The sequence below is a fragment of the Aphanizomenon flos-aquae FACHB-1287 genome, assembly GCF_014698755.1.
GTDB lineage: Bacteria > Cyanobacteriota > Cyanobacteriia > Cyanobacteriales > Nostocaceae > Dolichospermum > Dolichospermum flosaquae.
Genome location: NZ_JACJTO010000006.1, coordinates 14,327 through 34,995 on the forward strand (window position 1 = coordinate 14,327; position 20,669 = coordinate 34,995).

11 protein-coding genes are annotated in these 20,669 nt (G+C 39.2%); 1 reads left to right on the plus strand and 10 read right to left on the minus strand.

Annotation, left to right across the window (positions count from 1 at the left end; all coding sequences use genetic code 11):
* Position 1: 1 nt before the first annotated feature.
* The 5 genes from H6G44_RS20155 to H6G44_RS04375 form a co-directional block, all read right to left on the minus strand.
* The gene (locus H6G44_RS20155) at positions 2–3,184 is read right to left on the minus strand and encodes a nuclear transport factor 2 family protein (protein ID WP_311138864.1); all 3,183 of its coding nucleotides are present in this window, start codon (positions 3,182–3,184) and stop codon (positions 2–4) included.
* 17 nt (positions 3,185–3,201) lie between these two features.
* Complete coding sequence (locus tag H6G44_RS04360; RefSeq protein ID WP_190387316.1) at positions 3,202–4,749, minus strand: EthD domain-containing protein; 1,548 nt, start codon at positions 4,747–4,749, stop codon at positions 3,202–3,204.
* 133 nt (positions 4,750–4,882) lie between these two features.
* Positions 4,883–5,224 (minus strand): carboxymuconolactone decarboxylase family protein, encoded by a 342-nt coding sequence (locus H6G44_RS04365; protein ID WP_190387317.1) that lies wholly within the window; start codon positions 5,222–5,224, stop codon positions 4,883–4,885.
* A 230-nt stretch (positions 5,225–5,454) separates the two neighbouring features.
* Positions 5,455–7,176, minus strand: a complete 1,722-nt coding sequence (locus H6G44_RS04370; RefSeq protein ID WP_190387318.1) for an iron uptake porin — start codon at positions 7,174–7,176, stop codon at positions 5,455–5,457.
* Positions 7,177–7,296: 120 nt separating this feature from the next.
* Positions 7,297–11,616 carry a DUF4114 domain-containing protein gene (locus tag H6G44_RS04375; RefSeq protein WP_190387319.1) on the minus strand — a complete coding sequence of 1,440 codons (4,320 nt, stop codon included), beginning with the start codon at positions 11,614–11,616 and terminating at the stop codon, positions 7,297–7,299.
* 117 nt (positions 11,617–11,733) lie between these two features.
* Between H6G44_RS04375 and H6G44_RS04380 the strand changes: the two genes are divergently transcribed.
* A complete protein-coding gene (locus tag H6G44_RS04380; protein ID WP_190387320.1) occupies positions 11,734–12,912 on the plus strand; it encodes a low temperature requirement protein A in 1,179 nt (392 codons plus the stop codon).
* A gap of 37 nt (positions 12,913–12,949) precedes the next feature.
* On the opposite strand, the gene H6G44_RS04385 is transcribed toward H6G44_RS04380, so the two are convergent.
* From H6G44_RS04385 to H6G44_RS04405, 5 genes are all read right to left on the minus strand, one after another.
* Entirely contained in the window at positions 12,950–13,090 is a 141-nt protein-coding gene (locus H6G44_RS04385; protein WP_190387321.1) for a hypothetical protein, read from the minus strand.
* Positions 13,091–13,157: 67 nt separating this feature from the next.
* A complete protein-coding gene (locus H6G44_RS04390) occupies positions 13,158–13,970 on the minus strand; it encodes an MBL fold metallo-hydrolase (RefSeq protein ID WP_190387322.1) in 813 nt (270 codons plus the stop codon).
* Between the two features lie 45 nt (positions 13,971–14,015).
* Entirely contained in the window at positions 14,016–16,241 is a 2,226-nt protein-coding gene (locus H6G44_RS04395) for a CHASE2 domain-containing protein (protein WP_190387323.1), read from the minus strand.
* A gap of 2 nt (positions 16,242–16,243) precedes the next feature.
* Positions 16,244–16,993, minus strand: a complete 750-nt coding sequence (locus H6G44_RS04400) for a DUF928 domain-containing protein (protein ID WP_190387324.1) — start codon at positions 16,991–16,993, stop codon at positions 16,244–16,246.
* A gap of 33 nt (positions 16,994–17,026) precedes the next feature.
* Positions 17,027–20,548 carry a hypothetical protein gene (locus H6G44_RS04405; RefSeq protein WP_190387325.1) on the minus strand — a complete coding sequence of 1,174 codons (3,522 nt, stop codon included), beginning with the start codon at positions 20,546–20,548 and terminating at the stop codon, positions 17,027–17,029.
* Positions 20,549–20,669 lie beyond the last annotated feature (121 nt).

Below are 20,669 nucleotides of genomic sequence, written 5' to 3' on the forward strand. Positions count from 1 at the left end.
CTCAGTTTTGCCATGGGGTCATATCAGCATAAACCCGCCATTCACTGACCTTATTTCCCCGCATCCGATAGATATCACAACAGGCAACTACCACGTGTTTTTTACTGCCCACCATTTCATATTTAGCGTCCATTTCAATGGTGATGATATCTGGTTCTATCCAAATTTTCCGGGCATCATGACCATAAAACTTAGCGGTAGTTTTAAAGGTGTGTTTAAAGAAGTCTACAACTGAGTTTGGTCCATACATTGGCTCACCTGAACCCACTTTATAGAAAAGGTCATCGGTTAGATAAGTTTTGACTTTTTCCCAATCTTCAGCCATGATTGCTGCTGATAGTTCACCAACTGCGGTTAATTGTGGTGAAGAAGCAGGGGTATTTTCAATACCGATAGGCCATTTAGGTCCAGCAATTGACCATTTAGGAATAAATCCTTGGGATACTCTTTCTTTACCTTCTGGATGTTCGGCAAAATGTCTCCTCATGGTGTCAGGAGGAAGCATTTTCTGTCCTCTACTAACTGTCAGCACAGAAGCAGATTGAGGCACAAAAATAGAGGAGTTAAATACGGGATTTACATCCATGAAAATCCGCAATTCACTGAATTTATCCCCTTCAACTCGGAAGATATCACTACAAGGAAGTGAGATAACTGAGCCATCTTTTCGCCAATAGATAACATCCATTTCTACGAAGACGACGTTGCCGATTTCCCAAATCATTTTGATTTCGTGGTATACGGCATCAATTTGATTGAAGAAAGCATCGGCTGATTTTTTGATGGCTTCTTTGGTTAAACAGACATCAAAGTTACCAAATTGATAAACTGGTGTGTCTGTAAAGAAAGTAATGAAACCTTCGGCATCAAAAGCTTCTCCCCTGGAGAACAATCGCTTTACTAAGTCTGTATTCGTGCCGGGAAATTTTTTGGACATGGATATAGTTCTATTATTGGTTGTTGTTAAATTGCCAGAGTTATAATTTTCTATCTGGTCAATTTGAGGATGTTCTCCGTTTGTTGTGGAATTGAAGTCAGTAATTATTGCTTCTGGAAACGTGAATGTAGTGCCATTAGCCTGGTTATATTCTTCCATACCTTTTTGGAAGCTGGTTTTAACTTTACGGGTAACTTGGTTAAATTCCAATTGTTCCCCGTTTGGTCCTTTGCAGTAGAACAAAGACCAACCTTCCATTGGGTCATGACTCCAATCTATTTCTGGTTCACCTGCAGCGATCACTTCTGGTTCGTTCCAAAATTTAAAGGAATTATATCTTTGAGCTACTACTCTTCTTTCTGCTTCTGATTTCACGTTGACAACTCGGTTACAAACCACGTTTGTCATTCCACGTTTATGACATTCTGCTTCCAACATTTGAGCAAAAACATTTAAATCAACACCTTCTTTGACGTTGAAAGAAATGTGCATGGCATTGACATTACCAATGTGGGAAGGAATGGTAGGAACTGAAGCATGAGAGGCATTAGGTTTACCAGCTTCTCGGAAGTGAATCAGTTCGATAACGGTATTCCCAAAGGAAATAAACCTCACATCTAAGGCATCTTCCTTAGCACTTCTAAGATGGGGAACTTTGATAGTTTGGGGATTGATACTTTGAGCGATCGCATCCAGTTCTTCTTTTTGAAAAAGGGTATTCTGAATGACATCACCAACTAACTCGCTTTCGGCAACAACCAGTTTTCCTCCTAACACTTCTAAGTAAAAGTCTAAAGATTGAGAAATGTCATTAACCGTAACACCGACGTGTTGAACGCCTTGTAATAAATGACCTAATCCAGACGTAGTTAAAGGGCTATGCTTTAAATCAGTTTGACTATTGTTGATTAAACCCTTACCGTTAGTTTGACCATTGTTGATTAAACCTTTACCGTTAGTTTGACCACCAACCATTAAGGTAACAATATCATTTTTAATTTGATTAGCAGCCCCAATTTTAGTGATTAACTCTGCTACTTTGGCACTCCGCTGACCAGCAAGAGTCATTTGACCATCGTAAACAAAGGTGTAGGCTGTTCTCTCGGGAAATGGTTGGATTTGTTTAATGTATTTAGCCGCATCTTTAACTGCTGCTAAATATTCGGAAGACGCGAAAAACTTCTCTCTTTCGAGATGATTAGCAAAGGCAATTTCATAAGCTGCATGATATTGCTTTTCTTCAGGTTCGTAGTGACTGACTCCCGCTGCATCTGGACGAGAATTATCTACTGCTTCAAATAGATGCAATCGGAATTTGAGTACAGAATCACTACTGCTAACTTTACGGGCAAAAGTTTCTGTGAGATAACGACGAAAAACTTCCATGCTCACACCATGAGCTTTTTTAACCATGACGTGAAATTTGATTGCGTCAATTTCACCGTTAGGAATGCCGTTAGAAATCTTATCTATGTATGTAATAGAATTACCAGGACTGCTGTTATAACCAATGGCTTTGCGGAATAAGTTATGCTCGTCATCCATCAGAATGGCAGAAGCTGTAAACCATGTCTGACGCTCTGCTTCACTGGCAAATGTTAATTCGGCAATCCCATCAAAGTTATCTTCTGAGTCTGTTGTATAGTCTAAGCCGGGAATGTTTGGACAGAAGCCACCTTGGTTATGAGCTATATGAAACTGCCAATATTGATACTGTCCTGGTAATCGGGCGCAAACTGGTCCGTGTACGTCTTTCCAATAGTTATCAAAAAGCTCTAGAGAGATGCCTTGTCTTTTCCACAGAAGGACATAAAAGGCTACTTTCCCTTTTTGATCCCGTGCTGAATAATCGGCTGTGGTTGCCTTTTTGCTTTCTACAAGCATTGCTGCTGTCCTTGGTGTAGAATGAAAATCATCAACAATTAAATTCAGGGTAGCAAAGCAAGCTGCAACTTTATTAAATCCTGCATAAATACAGAGGAACAATAACAGTTCTTCAATTTCTGCGAGGGTTGCACCTTGCTGAAGAGCCATTTTTACATGGGCTGCAAAAGGGTTGTCAGAACCTCTATGATCCTGATTGACAACATCAATAGCAATGGTAATTAGAGCCTTAGTTTTTTGGTCAATTAATGGCAAACCCCAAGCTTCACCTGCTACCCGAATGACAAAATCACCAAACTTAGGATTAATTTGTTTTAAACCTTTTTGAAGTTCGAGGTCATCTAAAACTGCGTTTTTGTACACTCGCACCTGTTCCATTATTAAGCGGTGGTGATCAAGTTCAATAATTCCTGAGCAGCAAAAACATCACGATAGAAAGTTAGTTGCTCAGTCTTCAAATAGCAAGCACCACGATGACCACGACGCACCCAAGTTACATTACCTTTAGCTAGAGTTTCGTTGGTTTCATCATCTACACACTTCCATTCAAAATAAGTATGTTCACCAAAAAACATGACAATTGGCCAGCACATTGTCACTCCGGGTTGAGCAATTAAAGCCCACCAATGTTTTTCTCTTTCTTTTTGTTGTTCTAAACCTTGGTAAGGTCCATCTTGGCAAAAATAAACTAGATCATCACGATATTCTCCAGTTAAAATATCGCCTCTTCCTTGTCTTAAGGCTTCACAATGGGTAGGCCACCAATCTCTGTTTTCTTGTTCTATTTGTGCAAGGGTGTAATAAGGACTAATTTCTGGTAATTTTGGCTCTTTCATCGCCACAATTCTTTCTGCATCTTCGATTAGTTTTTTGGCTACGTAAGGAGTAACTAAACCGGGGCGAGAATAATCGGCTGATAAGTCAGTATAATAATTTGTTCTCTTTTTCGTTGCTTTTGGCTGGTTTTGTCCGGATTGAGATCCGTTAGTTTGTTGACTGTAAAGAGTTTGATTTACCATGAGAGATTCTATGTCTTTTTGAATTTGATTAAGTGCGCCAATTTCTGTGATCAGTTCTGCTACTGAAGAACTGCGTTGACCAGCGAGGGTCATTTGACCATCGTAAACAAAGGTGTAGGCTGTTCTCTCGGGAAATGGTTGGATTTGTTTAATGTATTTAGCCGCATCTTTAACTGCTGCTAAATATTCGGAAGACGCAAAAAACTTCTCTCTTTCGAGATGATTAGCAAAGGCAATTTCATAAGCTGCATGATATTGCTTTTCTTCAGGTTCGTAGTGACTGACTCCCGCTGCATCTGGACGAGAATTATCTACCGCTTCAAATAGATGCAATCGGAATTTGAGTACAGAATTACTACTGCTAACTTTACGGGCAAAAGTTTCTGTGAGATAACGACGAAAAACTTCCGTGCTCACACCATGAGCTTTTTTAACCATGACGTGAAATTTGATTGCGTCAATTTCACCGTTAGGAATGCCGTTAGGAATCTTATCTACATAAGTAATAGAATTGCCAGGACTGCTGTTATAACCAATGGCTTTGCGGAATAAGTTATGCTCGTCATCCATCAGAATGGCAGAAGCTGTAAACCATGTCTGACGCTCTGCTTCACTGGCAAATGTTAATTCGGCAATCCCATCAAAGTTATCTTCTGAGTCTGTTGTATAGTCTAAGCCGGGAATGTTTGGACAGAAGCCACCTTGGTTATGAGCTATATGAAACTGCCAATATTGATACTGTCCTGGTAATCGGGCGCAAACTGGTCCGTGTACGTCTTTCCAATAGTTATCAAAAAGCTCTAGAGAGATGCCTTGTCTTTTCCACAGAAGGACATAAAAGGCTACTTTTCCTTGTTGATCCCGTGCTGAATAATCGGTTTTGTCTGCTTTATTAATTACTGCGAGCATTCTTGCTGTCCTTTCTCACTGTTGATGCCACTTTGATCAAAATAAAGTTTGAACACCGGGGAAAATACAAGGTTTTCCATCCCGACAACTACATTAACATAGTAGCATCCAGGTTGAAAAAACAAACCCAAAATTATTTTCCCATTATTTCATTTAAAGCACCAAAACAACCTGCAACTTTATTAAATCCTGCGTAAGCACAGAGGAATAATAATAGTTCTTCAATCTCTTCAGGAGTTGCTCCCTGTTTGATAGCCATACCGACGTGAGCCCCAAAGGGGCTTCCAGGTCCAGTTTGCCCTTGGTTAACTACATCAATAGCAATGGTAATCAGGGCTTTGGTTTTTTGGTCAATTAATGGTAAACCCCAAGCTTCACCTGCTACTCGCGTGACAAAATCACCAAATTTGGGATTTATTAGTTTTAAAGCCTCTTGAAGCTCTAAATCATCTAAAACAGCATTTTCATACTTCATGGACTGATTTTCCCCTCGCTACTTCGGACTCTGTCAACTGTGTAAAAATTGACTGTTTATTCCGTGGTCATCAAGATTTTGACTTCTGGCATTTTTCATTCCATTTTCAACTTAACATAAAACTAAAACCCCCTTATTTCAAATTACCACCTAAAATAGGAAAATTACAATTGCTTTTACAAAAATTTACACTCAACACCATCCTAATATGGTGAATATTAGCGGATTAGTTAAAAGTTGAAGGTTGTTCTCATCCCAGCTATAACAATATCTTCATTATTAGCATCCTGATTAGGGGCTGTAATCCATATAATCGAAGGAGTAATTGAGATATTATCTGAAATCTGATGCTTGTAATATGCTTCAATATGTAATGATATATCTTTTTTGAATTGCTGATAAGGTAGATTGCTTCTGACATCTGTGAGGGTAGGTTCCATCCCCACAATTAACCCTCCTTGATTCCCTTGCTTAAACAAATCAGGAAAAGCCGTTTGAATTGAGTAAGTCCAGATATCAGCATCTCCTTTACCAAGTAGCCTAGCTTGGATTGAGTTAACCCAACCACCAATTAGCACCTTGGGACTAATGGCAAAGTAACCACCAAGCTGATAAGCATTACTACTAACAGTAGAAGCATCCCTAAATAATACACCAGCATCATCAAAACGATTTGCTAGGGCAGTACCGACAAAACCGTTGCCTCTAAAAGTTTGACCATTATTAAAGCCAAAATTACCAGGAGTAAAGTAGCCGTGCTGATATAAAAATTGCAAAAACAGCCCAGGATTGGGATTATAGTTAATCTGCCCAGCAGCAATATAATCTCCATTGAACAAACCGCCAAAGGTGGAATCGTTGGCAAAAGTTGATAGGTAAGTCAAAGTTAACACAGTCGAGTCTACGAATTTATAGCTGGCAGCAACACCAGTTCCAGCCCCGACAAGATAAATAGGAGGTGCTTCAGCAAAGGAGCTTGTTGGACCACCTCCAATGCGATAATATGGAGCAAATTTCGACAGTAAAACAGGACTAAAACGATAGCGATTAGCAGCAACAACATCTATAAGTAGATTATCACCAATGGGAAATTGATATTCTAAACCTATTATTCTGGCGTTGCTCAAAGTATCACCCGATCCAGCGGTATCGCTTGCACCTTCTCTGGTAGAACCAACATCTCTACCATTGTTTTCTGTGGCAAGTTCAGGAAATTGACTATTGGTAGCACCAATTGCGGTGAATAACAAATCTTTACCTGTGAAGCTAGTCAGCAATCCAAGGAAGAGATTGTATTGCATATTAGCTTGAGGATTACCATTACCGGAGAAATAGGTATTAGTTTGAACTCTTAAATTACCAAGTAGTTTAGTGGTAGTAGAGAACTGATTTCCTGATATTTCAGTGTTTTTAGCCTCTAATGTATCTACACGACTATGTAGGGTTGAAATTTCAGAGGAGAAATCCTGTTTTAATCGTTGCAAAGAAACTAAATCTGCTTTCTTAACAATATCCTTCGTCTTTGTGGCAATTAATTCGTTAACCCGTTCTAAACAAGCATTCAAAACTGCGGCAAATTCATAACGGGTGAGGGCACGATTACCCTGGAATCTGCCATTAGGATAACCTGTAATACAGCCATAGTGTTCAACTAGGGATTGTAAAGCTTGAAAAGCCCAGTCTGTGGGTTGGACATCAGAAAACTGAGCCACACTATTTATCTGTGCCATACTTCCATCAGGACTACTGTCAATTGGATCTAGATCAGCGTTAACAGTAGAGGAACTATCCACCGGATAATCATCAGGACTGGATAGAGGGGTTGATTCAATGATTGATGAATTATCAGTCAATACTACTTGAGCAGATGCAATACCAGTGATGAATGTGGAAGTAGCAATTACTCCCACGACTACCATTGGACTAGCAAGTAATTTTCTTAAGGCCAACATTTTCTTAATCTCACAGCACGTAATAAAAACAGCTTTTATACTTTATAGCAACAGACAGGATGCCTAGGACATCAATTTTTCGTGTAAACCTACCCTAGGCATTGATGAAACTAAGCTAGTTCACCCCAAATTAATTTTCACAATTATGTCATTGTAATCTTTGTCACTACTGCCAGTTGGTAAATCTTCAAAACCAAAGAGGTTATTGCCTAGTAAACGAATATGATCAGCCTGATCGGAATTAGCTCTTAAGAATGGGAAGTAAACTGCGGGAATGTTGCTAGAACTTCCACTTAAAACCGCCTCTGGTGTACCATTAGCAATAATAAATGGTACAAAAAGTGAGCCTTTAGCAAAGGTACCTTGGTAAGTCGCCTCCCCTTGGTTGCTAACAGATAGACGTATATCTTTCAGGTATAAGTTAATAGCAGCTTGAAGATAACCTGCATCTCCTGGGGCGAAATCGGCTTTACCATCTTTATTAGTATCAATTTTCCCTTGCTCATCTAAAATGGGATAAAACCCGACAAAGTTATTAAATGCTGCTTCTCTGTAGACTTTAAACTCAGCCTGGACATCAGTAGTAGCAGATCTAAAATCAAGGACTTCTCCTACTGAGCTACCTTGGAAACTCGTTCCTTTGATGGTGGTCTCAGTGCTGACATCAACTTTGACTTTAAAATTACTGTCACCAGATTTATCTTTCCACTTCAAGGAAAATTTGCCCCCAGTTAAACTTTCTATGTTTTGTGAGGTATCCGAAAACAAAATTTCTGTTTTAGGAGTGAATCCAGATGATACAGAGTCTAAAGTGCTGTTATTAACTAACAAGAATCTCACTTTCGCACCAGAGTCAAATTCTAACAAGCTGACAGCATCACTGATATTAAAGCCACTAGGTAGATTGGAAATAGCTGAGAATAAAACTTTGGCTCGTCCTAAAGCTGCATCAGTGTAACCAGATGCTCCTGGAGCTATACCACCGATATTGCCATCATCTCCATCCACAACAAACACTGCTAGTTCATTGACTAAACTAGAACTACTTTGTTCAAGGGTAACTTTCAATTTGACTTTACCATTACTACCACCGTTGAGGGTGAAAATATCTGAGTTATTGTCTTGGTTTATTTCTGGAACTGATGGCTTACCAAAGGTAACTGATTCTGGTGTATTGCCTGAACCCATGTGAACTATATTATACTCACCACTTGATTGGCGGGTAAACATAACTGGTTCACCTTTGGATAAGCCGGGAAGATCCGCAAAAGTTCCCAAAATTTCTTGGGTGTTACCAATGGGGGTTAATGATACATCAAGGCGAAGTTCGTCTTCTGGATCACTACTTTGAGAAGTCGTATTATGACTATGACTACCACTTTTTCCTGTATAAGTAAACACCTGAATTTGTTCATAACCATCAGGTTTACCACTCTTAGCAATTGTAGTTAAGTTGGCATTATTGGTTTGAGTAGGTGATCCATTTGGCTGATCTGGTCTCTGGAGAATATAGCCAGATGTGACATCTACTTCCCCAGTGTAGTTAGGACCATAGGGTTGGAATTTTTTGGACAATAGCACTGTTGTATGTGCTGTATACCTGGCAACTAAAGTACCTTTTTCACTGATTAAGATCCCGTTGTAAACTTCTACTAAACCATGGCCACCACTGCCCTGTCCGACAATAATATCGTCATAATTATCGCCGTTGATATCACCAACGGCTAAGTTGATTTTACCCGTGAAAGTTTCGTGATGGAAGGGAGCAATGCGGCTCATTAGGTGATAATCTTTACCGCTATAAATCTCAATGATTGGTACAATACCGCCACCTAAACCGACAACTATATCAGCAAAGCCGTCACCATCTATGTCAGCAGATGCTACTGATGCCTCTTGGTCAGTTGTTGGCGTAATATCTTGGAAAGGATTGATTTCTGTAATTAACAGGGCAGCATTTTCTGAGTTCTTAACTTCTTTAGCCCCTGCTTTTTGCTTCTGAATTAGTGTTTCACCATCAAATACTTTAACGGTGAACTTTTCACTAGCTTTTTCCAAAGATCGTTGGATGGTAATAATATCAGTGACGTTATCTGTGACATTCTGATTTTTATTATCATGTTTAAACTTGTAATTAACATCAGCGATCGCAACATCTATTCCTTGGCTGAAGTTTTGACCGTAAGGTGTAAGAGTGATGCCTTGTTGATAGTTGTTAGCTCTGAATAACTCTATTTGACCATCGGCATTCTGATCAACCCCCAGACCTAACCAAGTATCTTGGGTATTGAGAACCACCCTAATGACGGTCATCATCCCTGCATCTTCATGGAAGAGGATATGACAGTGATTGACATAACTACCTGGGAAATCCTCAAAACTCATCAGGATTTTGACTTCTGATGCTTTACCCACAGTGCCAGGTATAAAGCTATTGAATGGTGTACCATAGGGATTATCTGGGGTGACAGTACCATCAATATAGGCGGGAGGTAGATTAATTGTGTCAGCTAAGACTCCAGCCAAATAGGTTTGATTAATATCTTCTACCTTCAAACCATTAATTTCTAAAACAGTAAAGTCATTTTGGTGAATATGGAATGGATGCCATTCTGGTAAAGGTATGTTAGGTAGTGGAATCGGTGTACCTGGTATCGTCTGTCCATTAAAGTCGGGATTTGGCAATCCCGATTTATTCACAATAGTCCAAATTTCTTTTGTCCCCAACATGGGTATTGTCAGTGGAGGCATACCCTTAGCAGGATCTGTGGAATAATATTTCCCGTTGATTGTATATGTACCTTCAAAGGTTTCTACTTTGGTATCACTGGGAGAATTACCAGCCTGGATAGCGCCACCTATGTTGGCATCCCAGACAAAAGTTCTTTGCCGATCAACATCACCGTTTTTAGCTGCTTGTATAGTCGCACTAATCTCTTGACTTTCTTGGACTAAAACGTCATAGGCTTGGGGAAAAGGAGGCAGTTGACCTGGTGCTATTGCACTACCTGTCACGTCCACTGTTGCTAAAACTTGAGGAGCCCAAATTAAGTGTCCATCGCTAAACCCTTTCTCCCCAATTTGTTCAGATACGTACTTTGGATCTAGGACTTCATTTGTGCCATTGGCCAGAAAATAGTATTTACCGGGCTTAGTGAAAGCGTGTTGAATAGAAACACGCTGACCAGGAGCTAAAACTGGCAAGTTTGTTATTTCTCTTCTCGTACCCTCAACTACGCCACTGGCATCACCGTCTAAAGACACCAAATTAACTGTTTCAGGTGTTAGATTGCCATTTCCATCATCATAGATCAACTGTATAACAAAGAAGGAATTAACGCTCATGTTGGCAAATGAGAACAGACTCCATTTACCTGTTTGAACGCTTTCTATAGTTGGGTTGTATTGCCCGTTGACGGTGTGGATCACATTTTCTACTGGCTCTGCTAAACCTCCACCACCATATTCAGATGACATGTTAGCAGGATCAGGATTCCCAGTTGGTTTGGTTGGGTCATAGTTTAGAGGTTTAGCGTTGTAACCAGCAAAGACTGCATCCGAAAGTGTATATGACCCATCTGTTAGTTGTAGAGGTGTACCAGCAGGAACTTCTAATCTATCTCCACTTTTGTTTAAAGGATCATTGGGATTTGGTGTTCTCAGTTGTTGTTGAATCCCAAAGGTGTTAATAGCCATTGTATAAAATGGCTCTGTAGTAGGATTAAATTTATTCAGATCTGGCAAGTTGTATGCCGGGTTAATTGCTAAAAGACCTCCCAAACCAGAAGCCACTTGCTGACTAGTCATCCCATGTATGTGGGGATGATACCAGTCCAATCCGAGAAAATGATTATCAGGTATCTTAATTGATATTTCTCTTGTATCTCCAGCAGCCACACTGACAAGAACGTTATCTCCTGGACCTAAAGGTGAGACGTGTAATCCATGTGTATGTAGGTTTGTGTCTTCTTCTGGTGCAGATGGAGCAACTGAGCTAGGCTCCAAATGATTTTTGAGGGTAATTTTGATTGTGTCGCCGGGATCTGCAACCAGCAATGGACCGGGAATTAAACCATTATATGCTCGGAGAAATTCATAGGCTGTTGTTTTACTGCCTGTTTGGTCTTTTAACCAGGGAATGAAGCCATCACCTGCTTTTAAAATACCAAAGCCATCAATGTTAATCTGGCTCAGATGCCTCATGTCTAAGGTGACATCTAAGTCTTTATCAGGTCCCCAACTCGAATAGTAAGTTCCAGTTGTATTTGTTGATGTAAATTGACCATTTTGATTACCTCTTTGCCAGTCAGAAAATGGGTTTTTAAAGACAACTTTTTCGCTTGGATGCGGTAATACTTTTAAGTAACCTGATTTGTTATAACCTGGACTCCAATTCTGAAAATTTTCAGTGCCAATAATGTATAAATCTTGTAATGCCACGACAAAAATGCCCCTAAATTCACAAAAATAAATTAGCTTATGTCACTTTATCATTTGATAATAAACCATAAACCCCATAAAATGTTTTTTTGTTAGTATTTTTCAGAATCTAAACATATGAAAAAAGGTTTGTGGCAAGCGCCTAGATTACGCATTGACGAACAGCATGAAGAACGACGTGCAACTTGGCTAGAACTCTTCTATGATCTAGTATTTGTGGCAGCGATCGCTGAATTATCTCACAATTTGAGTAAGGATATTTCACTGGGGGGACTCGTTGGCTTTGTTGCCATGTTTATACCAATATGGTGGTGTTGGGTAGGTGCTACTTTTTACGCTACTTTGTTTGATACTGATGATCTTAGCGATCGCTTGCTAACTCTGCTGCAAATGTCAATTATCATCGCTTTGACAGTAAATTTCCATCACGGTCTCAATACATCTTCCCATAGATTTGCTATTTCATACATAGCTGCTCGCTGTATTCTCATCCTGCAATACCTAATTGCAGGGCATCATGTACCACAAGCCCGTCCCTTAACCAGTTGGTATGTTAAAGGCTGTAGTATTGGCGTTGTATTTTGGTTAGGTTCACTGTTTGTGCCAATTCCCTGGCGTTTTGGATGCTGGACACTGGGTTTGATTGTAGAATTTATTACTCCACTCGGTACAGGTCATTTAGCAGTTAAGATCCCACCAAATATGTCTCATGTTCCAGAACGAATAGGACTATTTACAATCATTGTTTTGGGTGAATCAATGGCCGCAGTGGTGCGAGGTGTAGCAGAAAAGCAATGGGATACCTTCTCCGTATTAACTGCCGTGTTGGGTGTGAGTATAGCTTTTAGTTTCTGGTGGCTTTATTTTGATAGCGTTGATGCTTCACCAGTAGAAGCCATGAAATTAGGTAGAATCAAAGTCTTTCTAACTTGGCTTTATTCTCACCTTTTGCTGGCTATAGGTTTAGTAGCAGTAGGGGTAGGGGTTGAGCATATAATTACCCAAAGTGGAGTTAATGTTTTACCGGCAAATGAACGTTGGCTTTTTTGTGGCGCGGTAGCACTATCCTTAATGGTTTTAGCCGTAACTAACTTCACGAATTGTGTTTTGGATAAAATGAAAAAACGGAGAATTTTGAGCACCTATCGTCTAGGTGCAGGAAGTTTTATTTTATTCTTAGCCATTGCCGGGAATAATTTATCTCCTGTGGTTTTAATGGCCCTTGTTTCTAGTGCTTGTATGGTGACAGTAGTTTTAGATTTATTAACAAAAAGCCAGTTTTTTGTTAGTGATTAGGTGATTGTAAAATGAAAGACCGACTCTAAACCCAGGTCTATTTCATTCTCATCTCACCCGTCTCACAATCGATTCTCATAGCTGGTGTGGTGTAGTCATGACTAATAGCCAAGTTCCCGGTATTATGAAGTACAAATATTAAGGATAAAACTTCTGTGGTGCGGGCAAGAGCCCGCATAAGGTGTACCTCACTCAAACTGAACTTGCTGTATAAACCAGGAGGTTGGCTAGTATGAATAAATAAACTATGAAACTTTTGACATTGGTTCAAACAATTGATGCTTTTGGACTAAGGGAAATTGAAAAACCTGTCCGCACTTTACAAAACCGCAAAAACCATCTTTTTTGGCATCAGGCAAAAGTCCTGGCTGATAACCATATAACCACATTTTATTCTTGATTGTTGCTGGTAGTTCTGATAATTCTCCATAATTGGCATGAACAGGAGTTTGATAGTGTGAGGTTTCACAATCATGAAAAATTATATCTGCCTGTTCATAGTATTCTTGATTTTCATCTAAACATAATTGGGTATCTGTAGATAAAAATATCTTAACGCCTTCTAATGTAAAAAATAATCCATAGCTTGGCATCCTATAAAAACCATTATCAACATGAGCAACTTTAACAAGGTCAAATTTAATTTCTTGCCAAGTAAAATGACCGTTACGGTCAATTTTATGCTGCTCAAAAAATGTATTCATAGTGGCAATATCGCCCTCAAGAAATCTTAATCCACCTGATAAAGTTCTATCCCAAAGATTTGTGGAAACATCCTTGCTTAAATAAATATTTGGCTTTTGACATCTGGGGTCAAATAATGTACTAAAAGCAATATATTCAAGCCCTCCCACATGATCGGAGTGGAGATGACTAATATAAATATCGGTAATATCAAGATATGATAAACCAGCCGCATGGAGAGAAAGTCTAATATCAGTGCCACAGTCAATTAACAGTTTATGATTTTTCTCTGTCACTAAAAGCATATTGGACTGAAAATTATTGGCACCAACTGTAAAAGCTGAACCAGAACCTAAAAATATCAACTTTGTCATTTTGCTATGTTAGTTTTAAAATTATCCTGACTTCTAATTCCTGAATTATTGAGAACTCTGTGAATTAATTTGTTCAATTAAAGTGCTGAATTTGGTGGTAATTTCTGGAGGTTTGGCAGTAAAGCGAATGCAAAAATGACCTATTTGAGCAGGTTTTTCTGTAACTTTAGCATAGATATCACCTGTTTCGCCTGGTTGATTTGGTGTACATAGATTAAGTTTGATATTGCTCAGGGAAGCGGGGGCTTCTTGAAGTTCTTCATTGACAAAACGAATTTCTGCCTCTTTGGTTGCAAGTCTCACTAACATTCCTTTGACCGATAAACTACTGATATCTTTACCATCCACCAATGAATATTCAATGGGAATAGGTTCAGGGAGGGTGCATAATTCTTCCTGATATTGAGAGAGAAAAAGATTGTATTCGCCAGCGACACCAGCTATTTTATAGACATTGATTGGTTGTTGAACCCCTTTTGGGGTCACTTGCATTTGACTGTCAATTACCACTATTGACTCTACTTTTTGGAAAGTAGATTCAGAAATAATAATTTCGCCGCCTGTGGTGTAGCCCTCGATGCGGTAAGTTAAATTTACTTGACTGCCAACGATACCATACTTAGTGCGCTTTTCTGAGCCAATATTTCCCACTACTACAACACCTGTATTAATACCGATACCCATTTCTAGAGGTGGCAAGCCCCATTCCTGCATTTTAGCATTAACTTTGACCATAGCCAACTGCATGGCGATACCGCAAGCAACGGCTCTAGCAGCGTCATCATCTCTGGCAGTGGGAGCGCCAAAGAGTACCAAAATCCCATCACCCATGAATTCATCAATGGTTCCTTGATATTTGGTGATTTCATCTGCCATACATTCCAGATAAAAGTTGAGGATTTTTACAACTTCTTCTGGTGGTAATCTTTCTGATGTGGCTGTAAATCCTCTTAGGTCAGAGGTAAAGATGGTTATTTGCCGCCGTTCACCACCAAGTTTCAATCCTTCTGGACTTTCTAGTAAATTAGCCACAACTTCATCCGTTAAGTAACGTCCGAATACCTTGCGGATGTCTCCAGCCGTGCGAGCAATGTAAGCTGTGATAGCAATCACTGAGGATATCAGTGCTAAAAATGGTGGGACTACGGGTAGCCACCAACCCCACAGGAAAGCTAGATAGGTGCTACCTAGTAAAGCGCCTGCTGCCATGACAATAAAAGCTATCCTCTGGAATGTTTGTAATCGCAAGCTCCAACTCCAGAACGCGCCAACCCCGCTCCAAAATAGTATCCACACCCACTCTTGAGGTTCTGACCAAGTTTTAAATAGATAGCGATTTTCTAAGGCTGCACTGATAATTTGGCTGGTGAGATTAGCATGAATTTCTATCCCACTCATTTGTGTTGCGAGTCCAAGAAGTCCGCTACTGTAGGGGGTAAAAAATGAGTCTTTGAGACTCTCTCCTATATACCCAATCAAGATAATACGATCTTTTCCCCAATTAGTAGGTACTTTGTCTTCGATAATATCTGTCATGGAAACAGTGTCAAAGTGACTGTTTTTTCCTCGATAGTTAATCAATATCTGGTAGCCACCATCATCAGCATGCACATAACCACCATCATTACTTTCAAAGGGAATAAATTTAGTTTTCCCCAGTTGAAAATCTTTGCTGGCACTAATTCCCTCTTGTTTCAGATAACGCAAAGCTAAATGTAAGCTGAAACTGTAAACTGGTTCACCACCCTCTGTGCTTATATACATTAAACCGCGACGCACCTTGCTATCTGCATCAACCACTAGGTCATTTGCACCCACTTGTTCCAGAGATTTGAGGATTGGTGGTGGATCTACTCGTTCGTATCTGTTTTTTCCTACTACTTTCTGGATACCAACTAGATTAGGGGTAGATTTAAATACCTGTTCTAATTTTGAAGTACCAGGTGGTAAAGGTAAGTTACGATACACATCGAGTCCAATAGCTCTTGGTTTTCTGGCTTTGAGTTTGTTGAGGAGGTCAGCTAAGACTTGATCTGTTATGGTTGGCTGTTTGAGATTATCCAGGTCTTTTTCATCAATGCCGACGATGACAATGCGGTTGTCACGGGGTTCTGGAGGTCGCCAACGCATATACTGGTCAAAAAGCCCCCATTCCCAGCCCTGCAATAAACCTGCGGAACGGATGAGAATTACTGTGAAGGCTATTACCGGCGTAGTACTCCATAAGCCCCGTCCTTGCCAAAGAAAATTTTTCAGCTTTTCTGCACGCATCTTTACTTAGATTCAGGGTTTGATGTGCAACAATCAACTACATTTTCTCGGGATATTTTTTCTAACCCAACCGATTTGAGAAGTTGATCCCATTCATCTAATTTTGGTTCGCGTAAGTAAGAAATATTGCTGAGGACTTCTGCCCAAATATTATGCTCAGCATAAATTTCTGCTTTTTTTAGAGGTGTTGTCTGCTGAATATCCTTATTTAAAGATTCACTGATCGCTGTTCGTTTTATCACCCCCTGTATAATTTCATCGTAGCTTCTGTCATCATTATTACAAATAATTGAGAAGTACCATTTATATGTTGAACCTATTTTCAGGGCAGATTCGGCGGGGATTTTTAGTTTTACTATTCCTGGTTTACCAGGGAGTTTAAAGGATTTTTCGTAAATATTTTCTCCATCAGATTTGAGTATAAATTCCCCGGTAGTTGCTGTAGTTATGGGAATATAAAAATAGAATTCTGGAGTTCCGGAAACGGTGAGGCTTTTATTATCTGGATTGGGCATTAAAGCAGTCACAGAGCCTTTCTCATCGTCAGGTGTGATACATGAATTTCCTCTTCTGCCTCCACCAATTGTGGAGTTGGGTGCGCCTCTGGAATCTCCAGATGGGAAATCCAGACTTATTTTCATTGGTAATGGCTGTGCCAGTAACTGTTTAGGACAGACAGATGCGACTAATAGTGTTGATGAAATAATACCGACTAGTTTTTTTGGATTCAAGAAATATTTTAGTAAGTTCATGATCGTTAACACTTAGCTAATTATTCTCTAGGATTATAATATGTAACTGTATGGTTCGTCAAAGGATTGAACGTTACTGGATTTGATAGCATCTAAATAATGCAGTAATAACTGGACCTGTTGAGCATTGGGACGATAGGAGAGATTACCTTGTTTTTCAAAGAGTGGTGGAGAATCTATACCTGATTTTAAGGAAGAAATCGCTTTGTAGTCAGGATTTTCCTGAGATTGATGGGTAAGCCAAAGGTGATCTGAAGCCGCAGGAATTAAGCCCGGTGGTAGTTCACCTTCCAAGAAAGCTAATAACCGCTGTTGACAGGTACGGGTATTGATTCCACGACTTTCAAATAACTGCAAAACTTCACCAAAGGACAAAGAACGGTTAGGTAAAAGTTTTAGCAATTCAGAAAACAAGAAATAATCTGTGTATTGTTGTTTAGATATGTCTAAAAATTGGGGATGCAAAGATAACACACTCAAACCTAATGCAACTCGACTACAATTAGGAGCGCCAGTTTCACTAAGATATAAGTCTTGAATAATCTTGGCATTAGGCAATTTTTGTCGTAACCAACGGTTAATAGTGCCCACAGAAGCCACACCACCACTGAGGACAGCTTGATTAATAGCTTCCGTAGGAATACCACGGGCTACTAATAATTTGTTAAGCTCTCGATTAAGACGACGGACAAAGGGAACAAAGACTTGACTTTCCAAATCTCGGCGCTGTAATACCCAACGTTGGTCGGCAAATTCTAGGGTAAAGGTTTCTTGGTGCTGTAAAATCAATTTTAAAGCCAAAGCGGCATCTAATAAAGCTTGTCCGAGAAGGGAACTTTCTAAACGTTGTTGGAGATGAATGCGAGCTTCTGTATCTGGTTCTCCTACCTTAGGTAATGTCAAAGCTTCCAAACCCAAACTAGAAAATTGCATTTGGTCTAAACCAGGAATTGACGGTTGCCAATGCCAAGGATTAGTATTAGCTGCTTCATGATCCGATTGTCCCGGTTGCCGGGTTTGCCGAGATTTTGGTGGTAGTAGTAACTGACAAATAATATCTTGTTCAATGCCCTTGCCAGAGTAGGCAAAATTATGGAGCATAAAGTCTTTGTGTGTTAATTCTCCCAAATTTGCTGGTATGTCAACCAAGGCCATTTCTACAAGTGTCGCTCCAATATTAATGGCTAAAGTGTTCCCTAGCAGGGGATAATTACTGGTTTTTAAGGGACGTAAACCCTGATTTTCACTAATTTGGATAGATTGACCATTAGCACTGTCTAATTCTGGCAGTAAACTAGCGATCGCTTCCTCTAAAAATAAGATTTGTTGGGGATGAGAAACCAGTTCACTGGTGATAATTGCTTCTCGAATATTAAAACGATATTGTTCTGTCCAATTGGAAGGACAAGTGCAGATTACACCAGCAATATTCTTAATTACTTCAGAAAATGTTGGTGTATTCATGCCCACAGGATTAGCAATTAAAGCCGGTGTGGTACTAGTTTGACTAGATCTCAGAGTTGATAATAACTTAGAGAGCGATCGCAGAACCCAAATTAATGGACCTGCAGAAAACTCATTTAATTGCAACATTGGTTCCCATTTTTGTCGTTCTGGTTGGTAGGGAACTGCTATTTGTAAATAAGGCTTTAACTGTGCTGAATAAAGATGAGGGGCAGATTCTGATTCTCCATTTTTGCTATGATGAGAACTTGGATTAGTAGGTAAATAAACTTCTGCTGGTAATCGGAAAGATTGTTGAAAGGCCGGACTACCATTTTGAGTTTCGGCTGACCAATAAATTGGATAAACTACCAATTTAGAGTGATTTAATAAAGCCGCAGAAATTCCCGTTGTCCCAATATCAATTCCTAAATACCAGGAAGAATCTATTTTTTCAACTTCTATATATTTCTGAGTTGTTAAACTTAAATCTACTTCCTGACTTTCAGAGTCTAATTTAGTTATAGATTCCCCACCATAATTTAATGATTGGTCAAAATCAGCCAAATTTTGCCCTAATACTGGCGATTGCTGGGTATCTAAAGCTAGATCATGATTTTCAGCTTGTCTTCTTGAATCATCCCATTGATTTAGGACTTCTGATGATCTTTCTTCATAACTAGTATCTAACAATAAATCAGTTAGAACTACAATTGTATCTGCAGGATTTACCTCTTTGTGTTGTTCTACTTCTCCTTTATCTGGGAAAAATGTAACTTCAAACTCTGTAGAAACATTAGAAACTATAACTGGCAGATCATAATTTTCCTCTTCTGCATTTTCCTCTTCTGCTAAAATAGTGCTGTCGGCTATCATAGAAACTGAAGAACTACTAATTTCTACCGTCGATAAATCATCATTAACCACTGTGTAATCACTAGATAAACCTTGATTTTCCTCATGTAAAATATCAGCAGAAAATGAGAAATTTAGAGATTGATAAGTTGAAGCATCAAAGAAACTTGCATAAAGTTCGTCTACATCATCAGCATTTTTTAACCCTAAATCCTTTGCAGATTGTGATTGTTCATCTAATAACCCTGTATCCAAATTAATTGGCAATATTTCCGCAGCAGAAGTTTCTATAAATATATCTTCTGAAGGTTTTAAATCTTCAATGGGTAGGGATTGATCTAATAATGGTGATACAGAAATAGCCTGAGTATTGACATGAGAAATAGAAGGCTCATTAATCAAAACTTGCTGTTGTAAATATCGAGTCAAATTATTAAGGAAATTTGCCATTAATTGTTCACCTTGCATCCCCTGACCGTGCATTTTATCTAATGCTTGAGACAAAGACTGATAATAGGTGTTAATATTACGTTCTAGAGCTTGAAAAACAATATTGACAGTTCCATCTAGAGATAGTAAACGTTGATCTAAATTATAAGCTAAATTTGCTAACTGCTCTACCCGTTCTGCTGATTCTAAAATAGGCTGAATAGCCGAGCTAATTGCTTCTAAATTATGTAAATTAGGGTTAATTATTGACCCAGAATTTGATATTAAATGTGGTACTAAACGACTCATGAGGACTTCTAAAAATTCAGAAATCATTTTCTCTCGGTTAGCTAACTGCTGACTTAAGGAGTGGTTTTGTAGTCGCTTTTGCTCTAGTTGCTTAATTTCTTCGGTTAAATCGGCTCTTTCCGCCAATAAACTCGATAATTCTGTTTTTAAGGGTTGCAATAAGACAGTTAATTCTTGCTTGATTTGTGCTGTTTCAATACCAGTTAAGTCTAGTTGCTGTGAAGAAGAATCTAAAGCAGATACGGGTTGACTCTGTTGGTTAAATTGCGCTAATAGAGATGAAAAAGCTGGTTTAGGATCTGAGTCAGTTATTTCTGGTAAAATATCGTCCTTTAATACTTGATTTTTTGATACCTCATCTTCCTGTAGTCGCACCAAAAAGTCACGCACTCGTTGTAAAACCTCTTTTTCCTGTTGTCCTTGGTTGGACAGGAATTTAGAAAGACCTTTAGGACTGTAAGATAGTAAGTTATCAATATCGACAATTAGTTGGTAAATTTCATCAGTATGGGCAGTCACGTTAAGTTACCTTAGTTAAAAATGTACGTTGATTTGTCAGGGACTGGCAATTACAGAAGTTTCAGCTAAAAAATTAGTATAGCTAATATCAGTCCTAACGGTATGCACTTGAATGAGGCAC